General features: G+C 71.6%; 20 protein-coding genes. 6 read left to right on the forward strand and 14 right to left on the reverse strand.

Features of this window, described 5'->3' with window-relative positions; all coding sequences use genetic code 11:
* Positions 1-11: 11 nt before the first annotated feature.
* The 5 genes from R9X44_RS10910 to R9X44_RS10930 are packed head-to-tail and all read right to left on the reverse strand — an operon-like array spanning position 12 to position 4,234.
* Complete coding sequence (locus R9X44_RS10910; protein WP_319813932.1) at positions 12-830, reverse strand: heme ABC transporter ATP-binding protein; 819 nt, start codon at positions 828-830, stop codon at positions 12-14.
* The gene (locus tag R9X44_RS10915; protein WP_319813933.1) at positions 827-1,945 is read right to left on the reverse strand and encodes an iron ABC transporter permease; all 1,119 of its coding nucleotides are present in this window, start codon (positions 1,943-1,945) and stop codon (positions 827-829) included. Before R9X44_RS10915 ends, R9X44_RS10910 begins: the two co-directional genes overlap by 4 nt.
* A complete protein-coding gene (locus R9X44_RS10920; RefSeq protein WP_319813934.1) occupies positions 1,942-2,973 on the reverse strand; it encodes a heme/hemin ABC transporter substrate-binding protein in 1,032 nt (343 codons plus the stop codon). Before R9X44_RS10920 ends, R9X44_RS10915 begins: the two co-directional genes overlap by 4 nt.
* Positions 2,970-3,575: a hypothetical protein gene (locus R9X44_RS10925; RefSeq protein WP_319813935.1), complete on the reverse strand. Its 606-nt coding sequence runs from the start codon at positions 3,573-3,575 to the stop codon at positions 2,970-2,972. Before R9X44_RS10925 ends, R9X44_RS10920 begins: the two co-directional genes overlap by 4 nt.
* Entirely contained in the window at positions 3,572-4,234 is a 663-nt protein-coding gene (locus R9X44_RS10930; RefSeq protein WP_319813936.1) for a biliverdin-producing heme oxygenase, read from the reverse strand. The genes R9X44_RS10925 and R9X44_RS10930 overlap by 4 nt, the downstream gene beginning before the upstream one ends.
* Positions 4,235-4,379: 145 nt before the next feature.
* On the opposite strand from R9X44_RS10930, the gene R9X44_RS10935 reads away from it, so the two are divergent.
* Complete coding sequence (locus R9X44_RS10935; RefSeq protein WP_319813937.1) at positions 4,380-5,213, forward strand: hypothetical protein; 834 nt, start codon at positions 4,380-4,382, stop codon at positions 5,211-5,213.
* A gap of 79 nt (positions 5,214-5,292) precedes the next feature.
* Here R9X44_RS10935 and R9X44_RS10940 read toward each other — a convergent pair whose 3' ends face one another.
* Entirely contained in the window at positions 5,293-5,595 is a 303-nt protein-coding gene (locus R9X44_RS10940; RefSeq protein ID WP_319813938.1) for a DUF2470 domain-containing protein, read from the reverse strand.
* A 97-nt stretch (positions 5,596-5,692) separates the two neighbouring features.
* Here R9X44_RS10940 and R9X44_RS10945 point away from each other — a divergent pair, with 97 nt between their 5' ends.
* The 4 genes from R9X44_RS10945 (at position 5,693) to mgrA (ending at position 9,806) form a co-directional block, all read left to right on the forward strand.
* A complete protein-coding gene (locus R9X44_RS10945) occupies positions 5,693-6,682 on the forward strand; it encodes a WxL domain-containing protein (RefSeq protein ID WP_319813939.1) in 990 nt (329 codons plus the stop codon).
* A gap of 85 nt (positions 6,683-6,767) precedes the next feature.
* Positions 6,768-7,682: a WxL protein peptidoglycan domain-containing protein gene (locus tag R9X44_RS10950; protein WP_319813940.1), complete on the forward strand. Its 915-nt coding sequence runs from the start codon at positions 6,768-6,770 to the stop codon at positions 7,680-7,682.
* A 43-nt stretch (positions 7,683-7,725) separates the two neighbouring features.
* On the forward strand, positions 7,726-8,757 hold the full coding sequence (locus R9X44_RS10955; RefSeq protein WP_319813941.1) for a hypothetical protein: 1,032 nt from the start codon (positions 7,726-7,728) through the stop codon (positions 8,755-8,757).
* Positions 8,758-8,780: 23 nt separating this feature from the next.
* A complete protein-coding gene (mgrA, locus tag R9X44_RS10960; RefSeq protein WP_319813942.1) occupies positions 8,781-9,806 on the forward strand; it encodes an L-glyceraldehyde 3-phosphate reductase in 1,026 nt (341 codons plus the stop codon).
* Here the strand turns inward: mgrA and R9X44_RS10965 are convergent.
* The 7 genes from R9X44_RS10965 to R9X44_RS10995 form a co-directional block, all read right to left on the reverse strand.
* Positions 9,803-10,627, reverse strand: coding sequence for a shikimate dehydrogenase (locus R9X44_RS10965; RefSeq protein WP_319813943.1), 825 nt, complete (start codon positions 10,625-10,627; stop codon positions 9,803-9,805). The two genes, mgrA and R9X44_RS10965, sit on opposite strands and share 4 nt — an antisense overlap.
* The gene (gene mltG / locus R9X44_RS10970; protein ID WP_319813944.1) at positions 10,624-11,760 is read right to left on the reverse strand and encodes an endolytic transglycosylase MltG; all 1,137 of its coding nucleotides are present in this window, start codon (positions 11,758-11,760) and stop codon (positions 10,624-10,626) included. Before mltG ends, R9X44_RS10965 begins: the two co-directional genes overlap by 4 nt.
* On the reverse strand, positions 11,757-12,215 hold the full coding sequence (ruvX, locus tag R9X44_RS10975) for a Holliday junction resolvase RuvX (protein WP_319813945.1): 459 nt from the start codon (positions 12,213-12,215) through the stop codon (positions 11,757-11,759). The genes mltG and ruvX overlap by 4 nt, the downstream gene beginning before the upstream one ends.
* Positions 12,212-14,881, reverse strand: coding sequence for an alanine--tRNA ligase (gene alaS / locus R9X44_RS10980; protein ID WP_319813946.1), 2,670 nt, complete (start codon positions 14,879-14,881; stop codon positions 12,212-12,214). Before alaS ends, ruvX begins: the two co-directional genes overlap by 4 nt.
* Positions 14,868-15,269 (reverse strand): hypothetical protein, encoded by a 402-nt coding sequence (locus R9X44_RS10985; protein WP_319813947.1) that lies wholly within the window; start codon positions 15,267-15,269, stop codon positions 14,868-14,870. The genes alaS and R9X44_RS10985 overlap by 14 nt, the downstream gene beginning before the upstream one ends.
* Positions 15,266-15,661, reverse strand: coding sequence for a DUF948 domain-containing protein (locus R9X44_RS10990; protein ID WP_319813948.1), 396 nt, complete (start codon positions 15,659-15,661; stop codon positions 15,266-15,268). Before R9X44_RS10990 ends, R9X44_RS10985 begins: the two co-directional genes overlap by 4 nt.
* Positions 15,662-15,816: 155 nt before the next feature.
* Positions 15,817-17,121: a replication-associated recombination protein A gene (locus tag R9X44_RS10995; RefSeq protein WP_319813949.1), complete on the reverse strand. Its 1,305-nt coding sequence runs from the start codon at positions 17,119-17,121 to the stop codon at positions 15,817-15,819.
* An 80-nt stretch (positions 17,122-17,201) separates the two neighbouring features.
* Between R9X44_RS10995 and R9X44_RS11000 the strand changes: the two genes are divergently transcribed.
* Positions 17,202-17,798: a TIGR03086 family metal-binding protein gene (locus R9X44_RS11000; protein ID WP_319813950.1), complete on the forward strand. Its 597-nt coding sequence runs from the start codon at positions 17,202-17,204 to the stop codon at positions 17,796-17,798.
* A 59-nt stretch (positions 17,799-17,857) separates the two neighbouring features.
* Here the strand turns inward: R9X44_RS11000 and R9X44_RS11005 are convergent, their stop codons facing one another.
* Positions 17,858-19,096, reverse strand: a complete 1,239-nt coding sequence (locus R9X44_RS11005; protein WP_319813951.1) for a DUF349 domain-containing protein — start codon at positions 19,094-19,096, stop codon at positions 17,858-17,860.
* Positions 19,097-19,167 lie beyond the last annotated feature (71 nt).

The raw sequence follows: 19,167 nt of genomic DNA on the forward strand, positions 1-19,167 counted from the left end.
CGCCCGGCACGTCAGCGCAGCGGCAGCACCAGCGGACGCCCCGTGCGCGGGTGCTCGATGACCTCGATGGGGTGGCCGTAGACCTCCGACAGCAGGTCGGCGGTCAGCACGTCCTCGGGCGCGCCGCACGCGGTGAGCCCGCCGTCCGACAGCACCGCGACCCGGTCGGCGTGCGCGGCGGCGAGGCCGAGGTCGTGCACGACCGCGACGATCGACCTGCCGCGCGCGGCGAGCCCGCGCGTCACCGCGAACACGAGTTCCTGGTGCCGGACGTCGAGGGCCGCCGTGGGCTCGTCGAGGAGGACGACGGGGGTCCGCTGGGCAAGGACCCGCGCGAGCGCCACCCGGGCCTGCTCGCCGCCCGACAGACGCGGGAAGGGCCGTCCGACGAACCGTGAGACGTCCGCGTCCTCCAGCGCCGCGTAGACGGCCTCGTCGTCCTCATCCTCAAGCGGGGTGCCGATCCATGGCGCGCGGCCCATCCTGACGATCTCCTCCACGGAGAACGAGAAGGAGACCGAGTGCGTCTGGGTGAGGATCGCCCTGCGCATCGCGAGTTCCACGGGCTTCCACTCCGCGAGCGGCAGCCCGTCGACCCGCACGTCGCCGGTGAACTCCACGTCCCCGCACAGCGCCGCGAGCAGCGTCGACTTGCCCGCGCCGTTGGGCCCGACGAGCGCGAGCACCTCGCCCGGCTCGATCGTCAGGTCGACCCCGGAGAGCACGGGCCGTCCGCCGCGCAGCACCGAGACCCCCTCGGCCGTCAGGCTGACGCGTTCGCCGGGCAGCCGCGTCCTGCGGCGGAACCCCTCGATGATGCCGACGCTCATCCCCAGCCTCCCGAACGGGCGCGGGTACGGCGCAGCAGCCAGAAGAAGAACGGCCCGCCTACGACGGCCGTGAGAACGCCCAAGGGAAGCTCCTGGTACGGGACCGCGGTACGCGCGACAAGGTCGGCGACCACAAGAAGACACGCCCCGCCCAGCGCGCTGGCGGGCAGCAGAACCCGGTGACCGGGCCCGACCGCCATGCGGACGAGGTGCGGGATGACGAGCCCGACGAACGAGATGATGCCGCTGAACGCCACGGCCGCCGACGTCAGCAGCGCGATCACCACGATCCCGGTGAACCGCAGCCGCTCGACGTTGACGCCCAGGTGCCGCGCGGTCCGCTCCCCCAGCGCCAGCAGGTCGAGCCGCCGCCCGAGCGCGATCGCGACGAGGCAGCCGACGACCGCGATGGGCCCGACGACGTACACGGCGTCCCAGGTCGACCCGGCGAGGCTGCCCAGCTGCCATGACGTGATCGAGCGCAGCGCGTCGTTGCTGGAAAGGAACATCAGCAGCCCGAGCGCCGCCCCGGCGACCGCGTTGACCGCGATGCCGGTCAGCAGCAGCGTGACGACCTCGGTCCGCCCGTTCGCGCGGGCCATCGCGTACACCGCGAGCGTCGTCAGCAGCCCGCAGACGAACGCGGCGGCGACCACAGTCCAGTTGCCGAGCCCGGTCAGCCCGAACGTGATGACGGCGGCCGCGCCGACTGCCGCGCCCGAGGACACGCCGATGACGCCGGGTTCGGCGAGCGGGTTGCCGAACACGCCCTGCATGAGCGCGCCCGCGCAGCCGAGCGCCGCGCCGGTGACCGCGGCCATGAGCACGCGCGGGATGCGCACGATCCACAGCGCGTTCTCGCCCTGCGCGGCGGTCGGCAGGTCGCCGATGGGGATGCCGAGCCGGTGCAGTACCGAGCCGAGCACCTGGCCGGGCGGGATGTCGACTTGGCCGCTGCCAGCCGCGACGAGGATCAGCACCGGCAGCGCCACGCCGAGCGCGACGAGCAGCGTGACGCGACGTCCCCTGCCCTTCTTGCCCGACACGTCGGGTTTGCCGGGTGTCTTCGCTGGAACGGTGTGCCCCTCGCGGGTCATGTCTTCTTGCAGAGTCATGCCTTGCACGTTTCGTAGACGGCGTGCGCGAGCGCGGCGATGGTGTCGCCGGTGCGCGCGCCGAAGTTGAGCAGCGAGCCGTCGTCGGCGTCGATGACGCGCCGGTTCTCGCCCGCCGGGGTCTGCGCGACGCCGGGCAGCTTCAGCAGCCCGTCGACGCCGCCGACCGATTCCAGGCCCGAGCTCATCACGAGGATGACGTCGGGCGCGGCGTTGATGAGCCCCTCGCTGGTGAGCGGCCGGAAGCCCTTCAGGCCGATCGCGGAGCCCGCGTCGCGCGCGCCGATCGCCTCGATCATCGCGTCCGAGCCCGCGCCGTCGCCGCCGATGAGGTAGACGCCCGCGGTGCCGCGCACATACAGGAACGCGATGGTCGGCTCACGGCCTTCGGGCGCGGTGCGGCGCGCCTCGGCGATGCCGTCGGTGACGCGTGCGGCGAGCTTCGCGCCTGCGTCGGGGACGCCGAGCGCCTCGGCCACGTCGGCGATGTGCTCGGTGACGGCCGGGAGGGTCTGTTCGTCGTCGACCATGACGACGGGGATGCCCGCCGCGCGGATCTGGGTGATCGCCTCGGCCGGGCCGATGCTGGCGTCGGCGAGCACGACCGTCGGGTCGAGTCCGAGGATCGCCTCGGCGGACAGGTCGTGGCCGTGCGTGGTGACCAGCGGCAGGTCCTTGGCGGAGGCGAACACCGTGGAGGCGTCGCGGCCGACCACGTGGCCGCCGAGCCCGAGGCTGAACACGATCTCGGCGAGCGAGCCGTACATGTTGAGCGCGAGGATGCGGCTCGTGTCGGTGACCGTCGTCTTCTCGCCGTCGGCCCCTGTCACGGTGACCGGGAGCTTCGGCTTGGGCTCGGGGGTGATCGGGTCGACGTCGTCGGGCAGGCCGGTGACCGTCGCGGGACCGCAGTCGCCGCCGCCCGCCGCCTTGCCCGCGTGCTCGGCGGCCGGCCTGCCCCCGCAGCCCGCCGCGAGCGCGCACACGAGCGCGACGGACAACACCCGCCGCGCCCGCGCACCGGTCACGCCGCCGCCTTGCGCCGCCGCGCGAGCAGGAACCCTCCGCCCGCGACGACGACGAGGGCCGCGACGCCCCCGCCGACATAGAGCGCGGTGTCCGAACCGCCGCCGCCGTCGGTGGTGAACGTCAGCGGAATGCGCACGTCGGCGGTGCGGTCCTCGGCCCGCGTGTGGTCGGCGCGGGTGACGACCGAGCACACGTCAACGGCGCAGTCGACGTCCTCGCCGATCTTCGCGACGAGCTTGATCTGCACCTCGAAGCTGCCGCCGGGGCCGTACTTCTCCGCGAGGTCCTTGCCGTAGGGCGGGGGGCTGTCCGAGATCCAGTGGGAGCCGCCGCCGAGCCCCGACGTGTCCGCGCCGCCGCCGCACGGCGTCGGGGCGCGGCCGTCGCCCAGGTCCTTGCAGAAGGCGACGTAGATGCCCTTGGCGGTGTCGAAGCCCTCGCCCTTGACGGTGACCGTCTGCCCGTCGGTCACGGTCGTGGACGAGACCGTCAGCTTCTGGCCCTCCGAGCCCTGGGCGGTGCCGGGGTCGGCGTGGGCCGCCCCCGGCAGTGCGGCGAGCGCGGCGGCGGTGAGCAGGCTCAGGCCGAACGCGCGGGTCATGCCGCCTCGTTCCAGCTCATCGCGCCGAGCTCGGCGAACAGCGCGCTGTTCAGCCGGTAAGCCTCACGGACCTCAGCGACGACGAGCGCGCGGCCCTCGGCGTCAAGGGGTGCCTCGTCGATGAGCGCGCGGTAGGCGTCCTTGAAGGGCTTGGGCTTGGGGATGTCGGCGAAACGGTAGAACGCGACGCCGCGGCCGTCGGCGAGGTCGTACACGCGCTCAAGGGTGCGGCCGATGATGAGGCCGCCAGACAGGTCGCCGAGGTAGCGCGTGTAGTGGTGCGCGATGAAGCCCTCGGGGGTGTCGAACGCGACGGCGCGGATGCGCTCGACGTACGCGCGCGACGCGGGCGAGTCGCCGAGGCGGTCGGCCCAGTCCGTCCCGTAGAGGAACGCGAGGTCCTCCTCGAGGGCCGCGGTGCGGGCGAGCTCGTCGTGGACGAAGGGTCCGGCGACGGGGTGTTCGCGCATGGCCTCGGCGGCCTCCTCAAGCGCGGCGTACACGGGGTGCAGACGCGCGGTCAGCGCGGCGAACGCGGCGATCGGCAGCTTCCCGCCCATGAGGTCGCCCATGTACCCGGCGGACTCCGCGGCCGCGTGGTCGGTGGCGCTCGCCGCACGGAGCACCGCCGAGAACGTCGCCTCAGGAGGCTGAGTCATGCTGAACTCTCTCTCTTTGTCACAGTTTGAAGACGTTTGCCCTGTTCATCCGGACTGATCAGCACCTTAGCTTAGGCTCACCTAAGAAACATAGGGCTGACCGAAACCTCCCTGGTTAGCCTGACCTCATCTGATTGGTCTTGCCATGAGTACGAACCGCGCAGCAGCCGCCCTCGCCGCCGTCGGCGCGGCGTGCGCGCTGACCGTCGCCAACGCCTCCCCCGCCTCGGCAGGAACCCTCCGCGTGTCACCGTCGTCCGGACTGTCCGCGACGGGCGCGAACACCGTCTCCATCAGCGGTTCCGGCTTCGACGCCAAGGCCAACAACGGCTTCGGCGTGTACGTCGTCTTCGGCCCGAAGCCCGCCAACTACCACCTCGACGCCAACCTCTTCGGCGCGGCCAAGTGGGTGCACACCGGCGGCGCGGGCGGCGGCGCGGGACAGGCCGAGATGAAGGCCGACGGCAGCTTCAGCGTGACCCTTTCGGTACAGGCCCGTTACACCGACGGCAACGGCAAGAAGGTCGACTGCACCGTCACGAAGTGCTACATCCTCACGATGGCCGCGCACGGCGTGCCCGACCGCAGCCAGGACACCTCGACGCCGGTCTCCTTCAAGGGCGGCTCGTCGGGGGGCGGGTCGGGAACCTCGGGATCGGGCTCGTCCGGGTCCGGCTCGTCAGGGTCGGGCTCGTCCGGGACCGGTTCGTCGGGGTCGGGGAACAGCTCGACCGGCTCGTCAGGGGCAGGGACGGGCGGCACCGCCGCGCAGCCGTCGACGGGCCCGGTGCAGACGGGAACCGCCGCGCCCGCGGCCATCGCCGGAGCCGACGCGCCCGCCGCGACGCCGCTCGAGGCGGTCGCGGTCTCCGCGTCCGACGCCGCGCCCGCGTGGCCGTTCTGGGCCGCGATGGCGGTCGCCGTCGGCGCGGGCCTCGGCGCGCGGCCGCTGCTGCGCCGTGCGACGGCCCGCAGATGAGACGGGCCCGCCGCGCGCGACGCTCACGCCGCGCGCGACGGGCGCTCCACCCGGTGCTTCAGCGCCCGCGCGGCTCCACTCAGTGCCCTCTCGGCTCTACGCCGAGCTTGGCGCACGCCTCCTGGTACATCCGCACGACCTCGTGCCGCACCTGGACGCGGTCCTTGAGCGGGGCGCTCCACGGCACCCGCACCTCGGCGTCGCCGCCGTCAACGACCGCGGTGAAGACGAGCGCCTGCGCGTCAAGCCCGGTCACCAGGGCCGACGACGGCTCGACGTCGCCGAACGCGCGGCAGATGAGGACGTTGTCCTCGGCGTGGTCGCCGTTCATGTGCGCGGCGATCGCCGCGACGGCGTCGGGACCGAACGGAAGGTCGGACATGTCTGGGGCTCCTTGACTCGACCGGAAAGACATCCGCTAAGTTAGCGGACCGGTTAGGTAAGGCTTACCTAACCAAACCCCCTCTGAAGGAGGACACTTGCGCAAGCGCGCTCTCCCCATCCTGGTGGGCGCCGGCCTCGTCGCCGGACTCGCCTCCCCCGCTTACGCGGCGGGTCCCGAGGTGAACGTCACCCCGGCCACCGGCGTCAACCCCGCCGGCCAGACCCTGAGCGTCACCGGCGCCGGCTTCGACGCCAACGCCAACAACGGCTTCGGCGTCTACGTCGGCTTCGGCTGGCGCGACACCAGCGCCGCCTGGTTCACCAACGCCGGCGCGTTCCAGAAGGTGAAGTGGGTCCACAAGAACGGCAACCCGTCCGCCGGACAGGACAAGCTGAACGCCGACGGCACCTTCAGCTTCGACCTGACCGACATCAAGGCGCAGTACACCGACGGCGCGGGCAACGCCATCGACTGCATGGTCACCCAGTGCTACATCATCACGATGGCGGCGCACGGCGCGGCCGACCGCAGCCAGGACACCTTCACCCCGGTCACCTTCGAGGGCAGCGACCTCGAGCCCGGCAACCCGGGCAACCCCGGTGAGCCCGGCAACCCCGGCAACCCGGGTGGGGCCACCGACCAGCAGGTCATCACCACCGAGGTCACCGGCGACGGCGCCCTCACCCTGTCGGTCGCGGGTCCGAACGTGGCGCTGACCAGCGCCGTCCGCGGCGGCTCGGCCACCGGCGACCTCAACAAGGTCACCGTCACCGACACCCGCGGCACCGACGCGGGCTGGAGCCTCGTCGGCCAGGTCGGCGACTTCACCACCTCCGAGGGCTCCGTCATCCCGGGTGCGAACCTGGGCTGGACCCCGTCGGCCGCCGCCGTCAACGACGGCTCGACCGGCGTGGCGGTGCCCGGCCCCGCCATCACCGGCCTCGACCAGGCCCGCACCCTGGGCTCCGCCGAGGGCGGCCTGAGCGGCGGCATCTTCGAGCTGGGCGCGGCCCTCAAGCTGAACATCCCAGCGGGCGCCTCGACCGGCACCTACACCGGCACGCTCACCCTGACCCTGTCCTAACCGACCGGGCCACCCGAAGTGTGCGGGATGAGGACGGTAACGGCGCCCTCATCCCGCACCCCCGTATTCTCCCCGGAGTCCGACCTTGATCACCAACCTGGTGCTCGCCACCACACTCGCGCTCGCGCCCTCGCCCGGTTTCAGCTGGTCGGTCCAGCCGTCCGGACCCAAGGGCCCCACCGGCCGCGACTACTTCAGCTACTCGGCCGCGCCCGGCGACACCATCAAGGACACGGTCGGCGTCACCAACCGCAGCTCCGAGAAGATGACCTTCAAGGTGTACGCGACCGACGCGTTCAACACCGCCGACGGCTCCTTCGCGCTCCTCACCGCCGACAAGAAGCCCGACGACGTCGGATCATGGATCTCCCTGACCAAGCGCACCTTCACCGTCAAACCCGGCAAGCGCGTCGACGTCCCGTTCACCGTCAAGGTGCCGGAGAACGCCGCGCCCGGCGACCACTCAGGCGGCGTCCTGGCGGCGGTCACCCAGCAGGAGACCACGGGCGACGGGCAGAAGGTGAACGTCGACCGCCGCGTCGCGGCCCGGCTGCACCTGCGCGTCAACGGGCCGACGACGACCGCGCTGAAGGTCGACCGCATCACCGCCTCGCACGACGGGCCCATCGTCGGCGACCGCACGGTCAAGGTCAGCTACCGCGTCACCAACACCGGCAACATCCGGCTGACGGCCAACGCGAAGGTCTACACCGAGGCGCTGTTCACCTGGCCGCAGGGCGCGGCCGCCGAGCGCGAGATCCCCGAGCTGCTGCCCGGCTCGTCCTACACGTTCACCGACGAGATCACCGGCGTGCTCCCGGCCGGTCCGCTCAAGGCGTCGGTGCGGCTGACCCCGTCCGACCCGGGCGGCCTGTCCCCCGCCCGCATCGACCCGACGACGCGGTCGATCACGTTCTGGGCGGTCCCGTGGGTCGTGCTCGGCGCGGCGGTCGTGATCGCGCTGCTGCTGATCCGACGCCGCCGCCCCGCCCGCCGCTGACGCGTCCCGCCCCCTTACCCGATTGACCCGGAAGGTGAAGTAAGTGAAGTCCGTCCTGGTGGCCGCCCTGGCCCTGATGCCCGTGAGCGCGCAGGGCGCGACAGTCGAGATCGACCGCCAGGAGGTCTCGCCCGGCCAGACCGTCACGGTCCGGCTGTCGGGCTGGCCGAGCGGGAACGTCTCGGTCGAGCTGTGCGGCAACGAGGGAAGGCGCGGCACCGCCGACTGCGCGGTCGCCTCCTCCGCGACGACCTTCGTCGGCCCCCAGGGCAGCGCCACCGCCCTGCTGACGGTCGCCAAGCCGCCCGTCGGCTGCCCTTGTGTGGTGTCCGTCCGGCCCGTCGGCGGCGGCCAGGCGCGGACCGTGCCGATCACCGTCAAGGGCGTGAAGACGCTCAGCGAGAGCCAGCGCGCCGAGGTCGACGCCGCGGTGCCGTCCCTGACGGTCACCAGTATCTCGCTCGAGGGCGGCGGACCGTCCGCCGCGTGGTTCGGCGGCCCCGCCGACCGGACGCTCGTCTACACGGTGAAGAACGACGGCGACCTTCCCGTCTCCGACGCACCCGTCAGCATCGCCGTCGGCCGCGCGCCCGACCCCACGGGCATCGTCGCCGCGCCCGCGCTGGGGACCATCGAGCCCGGCGCGTCCAAGACCTTCCGGGTGCCGGTCAAGCTCAGCGGGCCCGCGTTCGGGTCGTACCAGATCAGGGGCGAGATCGAGGGGCAGGCCCGCGAGATCGTCTTCACCGCCGAGACCTCGTCCTACCCGTGGGTCTGGCCGTTCCTGCTGCTCGTCCTGGTCGCCGCCCCCGGGCTGCGCCGCCGCGTCCCCGTCGCCGCTCCCGCCGCGTCCGGCGCGGCCGCCACCGCGACCGTCGCGTGCCCGCACTGCGGCGGCGACCTGCACCTCCAGCTCACCCACCCGGCCCCCGAGAAGCCCGCCGCGCCCGCCGAGCCCACCGACGAGGCCGCCGCGGACCCGCGCGAGACCCGCGCCGACCGGACCGCCGCCCTCGACGCCACGGCGGTCCTCGCTCAGGTCGCCGCCGAACAGCGAAAGGGCAAGCACGCCTGACCGTTGCTCCTAGAATCTCGATCATGAGCTACCAGGCCGCGGAAGACCGCTACAACGACCTCCCCTACCGCCGCTGCGGGCGCAGCGGCCTGCGACTGCCCGTCGTCTCCCTGGGCCTGTGGCACAACTTCGGCGACGACAAGCCCCGCGAGACCCAGCGCGCGATCCTGCGCAGGGCGTTCGACCTCGGGGTGACCCATTTCGACCTGGCGAACAACTACGGTCCCCCGCCCGGCTCGGCGGAGAAGAACTTCGGCGAGATCCTCGCCCAGGACTTCCGGCCGTACCGTGACGAGCTCGTCATCTCGACCAAGGCCGGGTACGACATGTGGCCGGGCCCGTACGGCGACCGTGGCTCGCGCAAGTACCTGCTGGCGAGCCTCGACCAGTCGCTTGAGCGGATGGGCCTCGACTACGTCGACATCTTCTACAGCCACAGGTTCGACCCGGACACTCCGCTCGAGGAGACGATGGGCGCGCTCGACCACGCGGTGCGGTCCGGCAAGGCCCTGTACGCGGGCATCTCCTCCTACTCCCCGGAACGCACCGCCGAGGCCGCCGCGATCCTCCGTGACATGGGCACCCCGTTGCTCATCCACCAGCCGTCCTACTCGATGCTGAACCGCTGGATCGAGGGCGGCCTCCTTGACACCCTGGAAGCCGAGGGCGTCGGCTGCATCGCCTTCTCACCCCTGGCCCAGGGCGTCCTCACCGACCGCTACCTGAGCGGCATCCCCACCGACTCCCGCGCCGCCCAGAACCGCTTCCTGCGCCCGGAGCACCTCACCGACGAGATCCTCACCCACGTCCGCACCCTCAACGCCCTGGCCGCCGAGCGAGGCCAGACCATGGCCCAGCTCGCCCTCTCCTGGGCCCTGCGCGACCCCCGGGTCACCTCGGTCCTCATCGGCGCGAGCAGCGTCCGCCAGCTGGAAGACTCCCTGGGCGCCGTCCAGAACCCGACCTTCACCCGAGAAGAACTCGCCACCATCGACGCCGACGCCGTAGAAGCCGGCATCAACATCTGGTCCGCCTCCAGCGACGCCTAGCGCGCGGCGGCGCGGCGGGCGAGTTCGGCTTCGCCCGCCGCGCGCATCGCCGCGACGGGGACGTCCGCGACGCCGGTCATCAGGGTGACCTGGCGGACCGCCTGGTGCAGGAGCATGGCGAAGCCGTTGGCGACCGTCGTGCCCTCGGCTAGGGCCGCCCTGGCAAGGGCGGTGGGCCAGGGGGCGTAGATGGCGTCGAAAAGGGGGAGCTTGGACGCCGCCACGAGCGCCGCGTAGGGGGCCGCGGCGTCGCCCGGGAGGGTCGACAGGACGAGGTCAGCGCCTTCCAGGGCCGACTCCAGCTCGGCGAAGGGGACCACCTCGGTGGGGAGGCCGAAGCGTGGGCCGACCGCCGCGGTCTCGGCGGCGCGGGCCGGGGTGCGGACGGCCAGCGCGGCACGCTCCGCGCCCAGCAGGGACGCGGCGGCGAGGACCGACGCCGCCGTCGCGCCGCCGCCCAGCACGACCACGCGGTCGACCTCGGTGATCCCGGCTTCGGCGAGGGCCTGGACGATGCCGTGGACGTCGGTGTTGTCGGCCGACCAGCCGCCGCCCGGGAGGCGGACCAGGGTGTTCGCGCCTCCCGTCTTCACCGCGAGGTCGCTGCGTTCGTCGGCGGAGTCAAGGGCGACGCGCTTGAGCGGCATCGTGAGGGACAGGCCCGCGAAATCCCGGGCGAGGAAGGCGGCCAGACCGTCCTCGACGCACTCGTGCCGCTCGTACGTCCAGCCGGCAAGGCCCAGGGCCGCATAGGCGGCCCGATGCAGGACCGGGGACAGGGAGTGGGCGATCGGCGAGCCCAGGACGGCGGCGCGGGTCACGGCTGCGGGTTCTCTTCCAGCCACTTGTTGAACTTGGCCTTCAGCTTGGCGAAGTCCTCCTCGGTCACCCCGAACTCGGTGATCTGGTTGACCGGGTCGACCGCGACGAAGAAGATCCACGGGCCGGGCTTCGGGTTCAGCGCGGCCTCGATCGCGGACATGCCGGGCTGGCTGATCGGGCCGGGCGGCAGGCCCGCGTGCTTGTAGAGGTTGTAGGGCGAATCGATCAAGAGGTGCTTGTCGCGCACGTCGATGGTGCGGAACCCGTGCGCGTACATGACCGGGGTGTCGAACTCCAGGTTCCGGCCGATCTTGATGCGGTTGTAGATGACCCTGGCGACCTTGGCCTGGTCCTCCGGCTTGGAGGCTTCGGCCTGGATGACGCTGGCCATGGTGATGATCTCGCCGGGGGTCATCTTGTGCTTCTTCGCGCCGGCCTTGAGGTCGACCTTCTGGATCTGCTCCTTGAAGCGGTCGACCATCATCTTGACGAGTTCGGTGGCCGAGGCGTCCGGGGGGAGGTTGTACTGGCCGGGGAAGAGGTAGCCCTCGACGTTGCCCTTGGCGTAGGAGGGCAGGCCAAGGTTCTTGGCCTTGATCTTCTTGAACTGCTTGAGGGGGATGCCGCTCTCCTTGGAGAGCTTCTGGTAGATCTCCTTGGCCCACAGGCCCTCGGGGATCGTCAGGATGTGGGCGCGGGCGGCGGGGTCGAGGATGAGCTGGACGGCGGCGGTGGCCGACATCTGCTTGCGCATCTTGTAGAACCCGGGCTGGACGCCCTGGATCTTCGGCTCTTCCTCGGCCGCCTTGATGAACGCCTTGCTCGACTTCACCACGTCGGCCTTGTAGAGGGTCTCGGCGATCGCGGAGGTGTAGTCGCCCTCCTTGACCTCGATGGTCGCCTCGCCGGTGCCCTTGCCGTCGTAGTCCGGGGGCCGCATGAAGGACTCGAGCTTGGTGTAGCCGAAGTACCCTCCGCCGCCGAGCACGACCACGAGGAAGAGGACGGCGGCCATCGCGGCCGCGCCCCCGCCCCGCTTCTTGCGCTTGTCGCGCTTCTCGCGCTTGCGCTTGTCGGTCCGGTCGACGCGGCTCTCGCGCCGGGGCTCCTCGCCCCAGAAGTCGTCGTTCACTCTCTCCCCTTGACGGGCACGCCCGGCGGACTGCCGGTGAGCCTTTCGGCGTCGAGCGCGGCCTGGAGCAGCACCGTGGCCGCCGCCTGGTCGATCACTCGTCGCTGGTCCTTCGCCTTGGTTCCGCCGGACCGCAGACCGCTCGCGGCGGTCACGGTCGTCAAACGCTCGTCGTAAAGGCGTACCGTACCGAAGGGGAGTTTCCGTGCCAATCTAGTGGCAAATGCCCTGGCTGAGGCCGCGGCGGGCCCCTCCTTGCCGGAGAGGTGGGCGGGCAGTCCCACGATCACCTCCAGGGCTTCGAATTCGGACACGAGCGCGACGATGCGCGCGACATCGCCCCGCCCTGCCCGCACAGTTTCCACGGGAACGGCGAGGATGCCGGCGGGGTCGCTGCGGGCGACGCCAATACGGACACTGCCCACATCGACCCCGAGCCGAACACCGTTCCTCACTCGGCGCCCACCTGGCGCTCCACCACCGCCAGCGCCTCCTCGATCCTGCCGGGGTCAGCGCCTCCGCCCTGGGCGAGGTCGTCCTTGCCGCCGCCGCCTCCGCCGAGCACCTTGGCGGCGAGGCCGACAAGCCTGCCCGCCTTGTGGCCGCGCCCGCGTCCCGGCTCGTTGACCGCCACGACGACGACCGGCCGGTCCTTGGGCACCGCGGTGATCATGACGACCGCCGGACGCGCCCCCAGCCGCTCCCTGACGTCGAGGGCGAGCTTGCGCAGGTCGTCCGCGCCGACCCCGTCGGGGGCCCGGTGGCCGACGAACGCCGTGCCGTTCACGTCCTTGGCCGCCTCGGCGAGCCCCGCCGACGCCGACAGGATCTGCTCGGCGCGCAGCCGCTCAAGGTCCTTCTCTGCCTCGCGCAGCTTGGTCACCAGGCCCGCGATCCGCTCCGGCAGCTCCTCGCGGCGCGCCTTGACCTGCTCGGCGAGCTGGTTGACCAGCACGTTCTCCTTGGCGAGGAACCGGAACGCGTCCATGCCGACCAGCGCCTCGATGCGCCGCACGCCCGCGCCGATGGACGACTCGCTCATCAGCTTCACCACTCCGAGCTGGCCGGAGCTGCCCACGTGGGTGCCGCCGCACAGCTCGCGCGAGTACTCGCCGATCTCCACGACGCGCACCTCGTCACCGTACTTCTCGCCGAACAGCGCCATCGCGCCCATCGCGACGGCCTCGGACTGCGAGGTGACGAACGCGCGCACCTCGAGGTCGTGCATCAGGACCTCGTTGACCTCGTCCTCGACGTCACGCAGCACCGTCGCCGGGACCGCGCCCGCGGCGGTGAAGTCGAAGCGGAAGCGGCCCGGCGAGTTCTCCGAGCCCGCCTGCGCCGCCGACTCGCCCAGCGCCTTGCGGAAGCCCGCGTGGACGAGGTGGGTCGCGCTGTGCGAGCGGGAGATCGCCACCCGCCGGGAGCGGTCGATCTCCGCCAGGACCGTGTCGCCGGACCTGGCGAGCCCGCTCTTGACGACGCCGCGGTGCACGGTCAGGCCGGGCAGCGGCGACTGCACGTCGCGGATCTCGATGACCGCGCCGCCGAGGAACTTGATGACGCCCTGGTCGGCGAGCTGGCCGCCGCCCTCGGCGTAGAACGGGGTGCGGTCGAGCACGACCTCGACCTCGGTGCCCTCGGGCGCTTCGGCCACGTTCGCGCCGTGCACGAGCAGCCCGACGACGCGGGCCTCGGCGTCGTAGGAGCCGTAACCGAGGAAGTCGACCTTGCCGCCCGCCTGGTCGAGCAGGTCGCCGAGGACCGAGATGTCGGCGTTGCCGGTCTTCTTCTCGCGCGCGTCGGCCTTGGCCCTATCGCGCTGCTCCTGCATGAGGCGGCGGAAACCGTCCTCGTCGACCGAAAGGCCCTGCTCGGCCGCCATCTCCAGGGTCAGCTCGATCGGGAAGCCGTAGGTGTCGTGCAGCTTGAACGCGTCGGCGCCGCCGACGACCGCGCGGCCCGAGCGCTTGGACTCCGCGGCGGCCACGTCGAAGATGGTCTCGCCCGTGCGCAGCGTGCGCAGGAACGCGTCCTCCTCGGCGTCGATGACCGTGTGGATGTTCGCGGCGGTCCGGACCAGCTCGGGGTACTGCTCGCCCATCGCCTTGACGGCGGTCGCGGTCAGCTCGTGCATGAGGCCGCTCTCGGAACCGCCGAGCAGCCGCAGCTTGCGGATCGCGCGGCGCAGGATGCGGCGCAGCACGTACCCGCGACCCTCGTTGGACGGGATGATCCCGTCGGCGACCATCATCATCCCGGAGCGGACGTGGTCGGCCACCACGCGGAGGGAGACGTCGTCGGTAGCGTCCTTGCCGTAACGCGACTTCGTGAGGTCGGCGGCCCTGTCCAGGATCGCCCACATCGTGTCGGTCTCGTAGATGTTGTCGACGCCCTGCAGGATGGCGGCCATCCGCTCGAGGCCCATGCCGGTGTCGATGTTCTTGGCGGGCAACTCGCCGCTGATGTCGAAGTCGGTCTTCGACCTGACCGCGCTCAGCTGGAACTGCATGAAGACAAGGTTCCAGACCTCGAGGTAGCGGTCCTCGTCTGCCTCGGGACCGCCGTCGCGGCCGTAGTCGGGGCCGCGGTCGTAGTAGATCTCCGAGCAGGGGCCGCCGGGGCCCGGCACGCCCATGTGCCAGAAGTTGTCGGCCAGGCCGCGCCGCTGGATGCGGTCCATCGGCACGCCGACGACCTTGTGCCACAGCTCGGCGGACTCGTCGTCGTCGTGCAGGACGGTGACCCACAGCTTCTCCTCGGGGAAGCCGAAGCCCCCGTCGGCCTGCGACTTCGTCAGGAGCTCCCAGGCGTAGGGGATCGCCTGCTCCTTGAAGTAGTCGGCGATGGAGAAGTTGCCGAGCATCTGGAAGAAGGTGCCGTGCCGGGTGGTCTTGCCGACCTCCTCGATGTCCGGCGTCCGGACGCACTTCTGGCAGCTGGTCATCCGGGCCGCGGGCGGGGTGCGCTGGGCCAGGAAGTAGGGCTTGAACGGAACCATGCCTGCGGGCACCAGCAGCAGCGTCGGGTCCTCGGCGACGAGGCTTGCCGAGGGCACCACGAGGTGGCCCTTCTCCTCGAAGTACCGCAGGTATCGGCGCGCGATTTCAGCCGACTCCATGTGTTCCGTCCTTGTTGTTGGGTTTGTTACGACTGTCGGGATTGTCGATCTCGCGGGGCCCGGTCCCCAGGCGTTTGGCGGGCGGCCCGGTGTCCAGGGGCTTGGCGCGCAGGACGCGTCCGGGGATGCGGCCGCGCGGGTCGATCGGCGGGGCCTGGTCGAGCTCGATCGCCTCGTTCAGCTCGGCCTCGCGCTCGGCCGCGTAGTACCTGACGTCCTCGGCGAGCTCCCGTATCCGGTGCCCGGCCAGTTCGCCGCGCTCCACCGCCTTCTCCACGGCCAGCACCGCGAGGTTCTGCGGGGTGAGGCTCCGGACGAACTTGACGGCCTTGCGCTGCGCGTACAGGGCGGCTCCCGCGCCGACGCCGATCCAGAACAGCCTTCTCATCGACGCCCCCTGCGCTGCGACGGGATCTGCGGCCGCGCGGGCTGCTCGGGACGGCTCAGCGCCTTGCGCACCCCGTAGGAGAAGGACGCCGCCTTCACCAGCGGGCCGCTCACCACCGACGTCATCACCGTCGTCACCGCCGAGACGTTCTGGGTGACCCCGGCGACCTGTTTGGTGATCGCGTCGGTCCGGTCGAGCTGCTCGCCCGCCTGCTCGACGGTCTTGGCCATGTCGTCGAGCAGCGGACCTGCCTGCTCGCCGAGGTCGGTGACGAGCTTGGCGGCCTCGCGCAGCACCTTGGCCAGGCGCAGCAGGACAAGCGACACGAAGCACACGAGAATGGCCCAGAAGACTGCAACGATCAGACCAGCGAGCTGTCCACCAGTGAGCATCGGGGTCTTTCCAATCGGGACGCGGTCGCCCTGCCGGGCTTGAGCGGGGCGAGTGCCCTCGGGGTCTTTCCGTCGGAGGCCGTCAAGGGCCCCTCCTATACGCGACCTTACCGTGATCGCGCCCCGTCCCGGGTTACGCCCGGGTAGCCCGGCGGTCAGCGGCCGCGCAGCACTTTGCCGATCCGTTCGAGCACCTCGGCCCAGCGGGATTCCGCGCCGTGCCTGGTCGGCCGGTAGTAGCGGCGGCCGACGAGTTCGTCGGGCGCGTACTGCTGGGCGACGACGCCGCCGGGGTGGTCGTGCGGGTACAGGTAGCCCTTGCCGTGGCCTAGCTTCTCCGCGCCCTTGTAGTGGGCGTCGCGCAGATGGTTCGGGACATGTCCGACATTTCCGCGTCGCACGTCGGCCATCGCCTCGTCAATCGCGGTGATCACCGCGTTGGACTTGGGCGCGAGCGCGAGGTGGATCACCGCCTGGGCGAGGTTGATCCGCGCCTCAGGCAGCCCGACGTGCTCGACGGCACGGGCGGCGGCCACCGCGGTCTGGAGCGCGGTCGGATCGGCCATGCCGATGTCCTCGCTGGCGTGCACGATGAGGCGGCGGGCGATGAAACGGGCGTCCTCCCCCGCGACGATCATCCGGGCGAGGTAGTGCAGGGCGGCGTCGGGGTCGCTGCCGCGGATGCTCTTGATGAACGCGCTGATCACGTCGTAGTGCTGGTCGCCGTCGCGGTCGTAGCGGACGGCGGCCTGGTCGACCGCCTTCTCCAGGACGTCGACGGTGATCTTGCCGTCGCCGACGAGCGCGGCCGCCTCAAGATAGGTGAGGGTGCGCCTGGCGTCCCCTCCGGCGAGCCTGACGAGGTGGTCCTCGGCCTCGGGGGTGAGATCGGCCTTGATGCCCCGTTCATCGCTCAGCGCCCGTCTCAGGACCTCGCGCACCTCGTCGTCACCGAGCGGCTGGAGCGTCAGGAGCAGGGAGCGCGACAGCAGCGGGGAGTTCACCGAGAAGAACGGGTTCTCGGTGGTCGCGCCGATGAACGACACCCAGCGGTTCTCCACGGCCGGGAGCAGGGCGTCCTGCTGTGCCTTGTTGAAGCGGTGGACCTCGTCCACGAACAGGAGCGTCTGCCTGCCGGACATGCCGAGGCTGCGCTTGGCCTCGGCGATCGCGTCGCGGACCGCCTTGACGCCGTCGGACACCGCGGAGATCTCCACGAAACGGCGGCTCGTGGCCCGGCTGACGACCGAGGCCAGCGTGGTCTTACCCGTGCCGGGCGGCCCCCACAGCACCAGCGACATGGGGGCGTCGCGCTCCACGAGCTGGCGGACGGGGGTGCCGGGGCCGGTCAGATGGGCCTGGCCGACGACCTCGTCAAGGTTCCGGGGGCGCATCCGGACCGCCAGCGGCTCGTGCGCGCGCCGCGCCTCCTCGGCGGGCTCATCGAACAGACTGTCCATACCCGCGACACTATCCGGCGCAGTCCAGAACCGGCGTTGCGGTTGACAGAGCGCCCGCCCCAGCGGTCACCTTGTCCTCCATGACGTCCTCCGCCACCGAAGAGCCCGGCGGGTTCCGCCGCGCGCTCGACCTCTTCGAGGAGGCCGCGTCCGCCGTCCCCGCCGACGCCTGGGAGGCCCCCTCCCCCTGTGCCGGATGGACGGCGAGGGACGTCGCCGGCCACGTCATCGGCATCCAGCACGAGATCATCGCCCTCACCCGGGGCGAGACTCCCCCGGACGTCTCCCACACCCCCGCCCGCTTCGCCCGCCCCGACCCCCTCACCGCCTGGAAGTCGGCCCGCGCCGCCTGCCAGTCCTCCCTCACCCCCGAGGCCCTCAACCGCCTCATCCCTTTCCCCGGCTTCGGCGACCTCCCCCTCCGCACCCTCCTGGACACCTACGTCCTCGAACTGATCGTCCACGCCTGGGACCTCGCCACCGCCGCCGCCCTCCCCCTCCACCCCGAACCCGACCTCATCCACCACGCCCTCGCCACCGCCCAGGTAATCGCCCCCGCCCTCCGCCGCGACGGCCTCATCGCCCCACCCCGCCCCACCCCCCGAGGCGCCCCCGAACTAACCCGCCTCCTCTCCACCCTAGGCCGCAACACCGGCTTTCACGCCCCGCCCGCCTGAACGCGCCCGCAGCCGAAAAAGGCCCGTCCCCTCGGGGACGGGCCTTTCCTCGGGTCTCCTCAGGCGGAGAATTCGGCGAGGGTGCGTTCGGCTTCTTCGAGCCAGGCTCGGCGGGCGGTGAGGGCCTCTTCGGCGTCCTTGGCGGCTTTGGGGTTGCCGGCGGACTGGGCCTTGGCGAGCTTGGTCTCGAGCTGCTGGATGCTGGTGCGGAGCTGGGCGACGGTGGCCTCGGCGCGGGCGCGTGCCTCGGGGTTGGAGCGCCGCCACTCGGCCTCCTCGGCCTGGCGGACGGCCTCCTCGACCTTGCGCAGGCGGCCTTCGAGACGGTCGCGGTCGGCGCGCGGGACCATGCCCGCGGCCTCCCAGCGCTCCTGGATCGAGCGCAGCGACTGCTTGGTCTGGCGGAGGTTCTTCACCGGGACGAGGCGCTCGGCCTCCTCCAGGATCTTCTCCTTCACCTCGGCGTTACCCGCGAACTCCGCGTCACGCTCGTCGAAGGCGGCCTTGCGCGCGTTGAAGAAGGTGTCCTGCGCGGCCTTGAAGCGGCCCCACAGCTCCTCCTCGGCCTCCCGCGAGGCGCGTCCGGCGTTCTTCCAGCGGTTCATCAGCGCGCGGTAGGCCGCGGCGGTGTCGTTCCACTGGGTCGAGCCCGAGATCGCCTCGGCCTCGGCGACGAGGCGCTCCTTCTCGGCCTGCGCGACAGCGCGCTGGTCCTCGAGGGAGGAGAAGTAGACCTTGCGGCGCTTGGTGAAGGCGTTGCGCGCGGCCGACAGCCGCTTCCACAGCACGGTCTCGGTGGCGCGGTCGATCCGCTCGGCGGCCTTCCACTCCTCGACGAGCTGGCGCAGCCGCTCGCCGCCGTTCTTCCAGTGCGTCTCCTCGGTGGCGATCCGCTCGGCCTCGGCGACGATCCGCTCCTTGACCTCGCGGGCCGCGCCGCGCGCGTGGTCGCGCTGGACCTTGAGCTCCTCGCGCTTCTTGCCCGCGAGCTCGTTCAGCGCGTCGAGCCGCTGGACGAGCGAGTCGAGGTCGCCGACGGCGGCGGCGTCCACGACGGACTCGCGCAGCCGGTCGATGCTGCTCGACGCCTGCGCCGGAGCCAGGTCGGTGGTCTTGATCCGCTGCTCGAGCAGCGTGATCTCGGTGGCGAGCGAGTCGAACTTGCGCTTGAAGTAGGCAAGGGCCTCCTCAGGGGCTCCCGCCTGCCAGGACCCCACGACCCTCTCGCCGTCCGCGGTCTTCACGTAGACCGTGCCCTCTTCGTCGACACGGCCCCACGGATCTGTGGCGCTGGACACCCTTGCCTCCTGCGTCGTGGCCCGAACTGTCGGATTAGTGTTCCGGGCCTACCAAACACTAGCGCCCCTGG

It is taken from the genome of Actinocorallia sp. A-T 12471, from assembly GCF_033875155.1.
In the GTDB taxonomy this organism is placed as follows: domain Bacteria; phylum Actinomycetota; class Actinomycetes; order Streptosporangiales; family Streptosporangiaceae; genus Actinocorallia.

What these genes read in the sequence shown, in the direction of transcription:
- R9X44_RS10930 (WP_319813936.1), bottom strand. Translation starts at nt 4,234, where the DNA reads ATGACTCAGCCTCCTGAGGCGACGTTCTCGGCGGTGCTCCGTGCGGCG.
- R9X44_RS11000 (WP_319813950.1), top strand. Translation starts at nt 17,202, where the DNA reads ATGACGTCCTCCGCCACCGAAGAGCCCGGCGGGTTCCGCCGCGCGCTC.
- R9X44_RS10935 (WP_319813937.1), top strand. Translation starts at nt 4,380, where the DNA reads ATGAGTACGAACCGCGCAGCAGCCGCCCTCGCCGCCGTCGGCGCGGCG.
- R9X44_RS10925 (WP_319813935.1), bottom strand. Translation starts at nt 3,575, where the DNA reads ATGACCCGCGCGTTCGGCCTGAGCCTGCTCACCGCCGCCGCGCTCGCC.
- R9X44_RS10985 (WP_319813947.1), bottom strand. Translation starts at nt 15,269, where the DNA reads ATGAGAAGGCTGTTCTGGATCGGCGTCGGCGCGGGAGCCGCCCTGTAC.
- R9X44_RS10940 (WP_319813938.1), bottom strand. Translation starts at nt 5,595, where the DNA reads ATGTCCGACCTTCCGTTCGGTCCCGACGCCGTCGCGGCGATCGCCGCG.
- R9X44_RS10990 (WP_319813948.1), bottom strand. Translation starts at nt 15,661, where the DNA reads ATGCTCACTGGTGGACAGCTCGCTGGTCTGATCGTTGCAGTCTTCTGG.
- R9X44_RS10995 (WP_319813949.1), bottom strand. Translation starts at nt 17,121, where the DNA reads ATGGACAGTCTGTTCGATGAGCCCGCCGAGGAGGCGCGGCGCGCGCAC.
- R9X44_RS10915 (WP_319813933.1), bottom strand. Translation starts at nt 1,945, where the DNA reads ATGACTCTGCAAGAAGACATGACCCGCGAGGGGCACACCGTTCCAGCG.
- alaS (WP_319813946.1), bottom strand. Translation starts at nt 14,881, where the DNA reads ATGGAGTCGGCTGAAATCGCGCGCCGATACCTGCGGTACTTCGAGGAG.
- mgrA (WP_319813942.1), top strand. Translation starts at nt 8,781, where the DNA reads ATGAGCTACCAGGCCGCGGAAGACCGCTACAACGACCTCCCCTACCGC.
- R9X44_RS10910 (WP_319813932.1), bottom strand. Translation starts at nt 830, where the DNA reads ATGAGCGTCGGCATCATCGAGGGGTTCCGCCGCAGGACGCGGCTGCCC.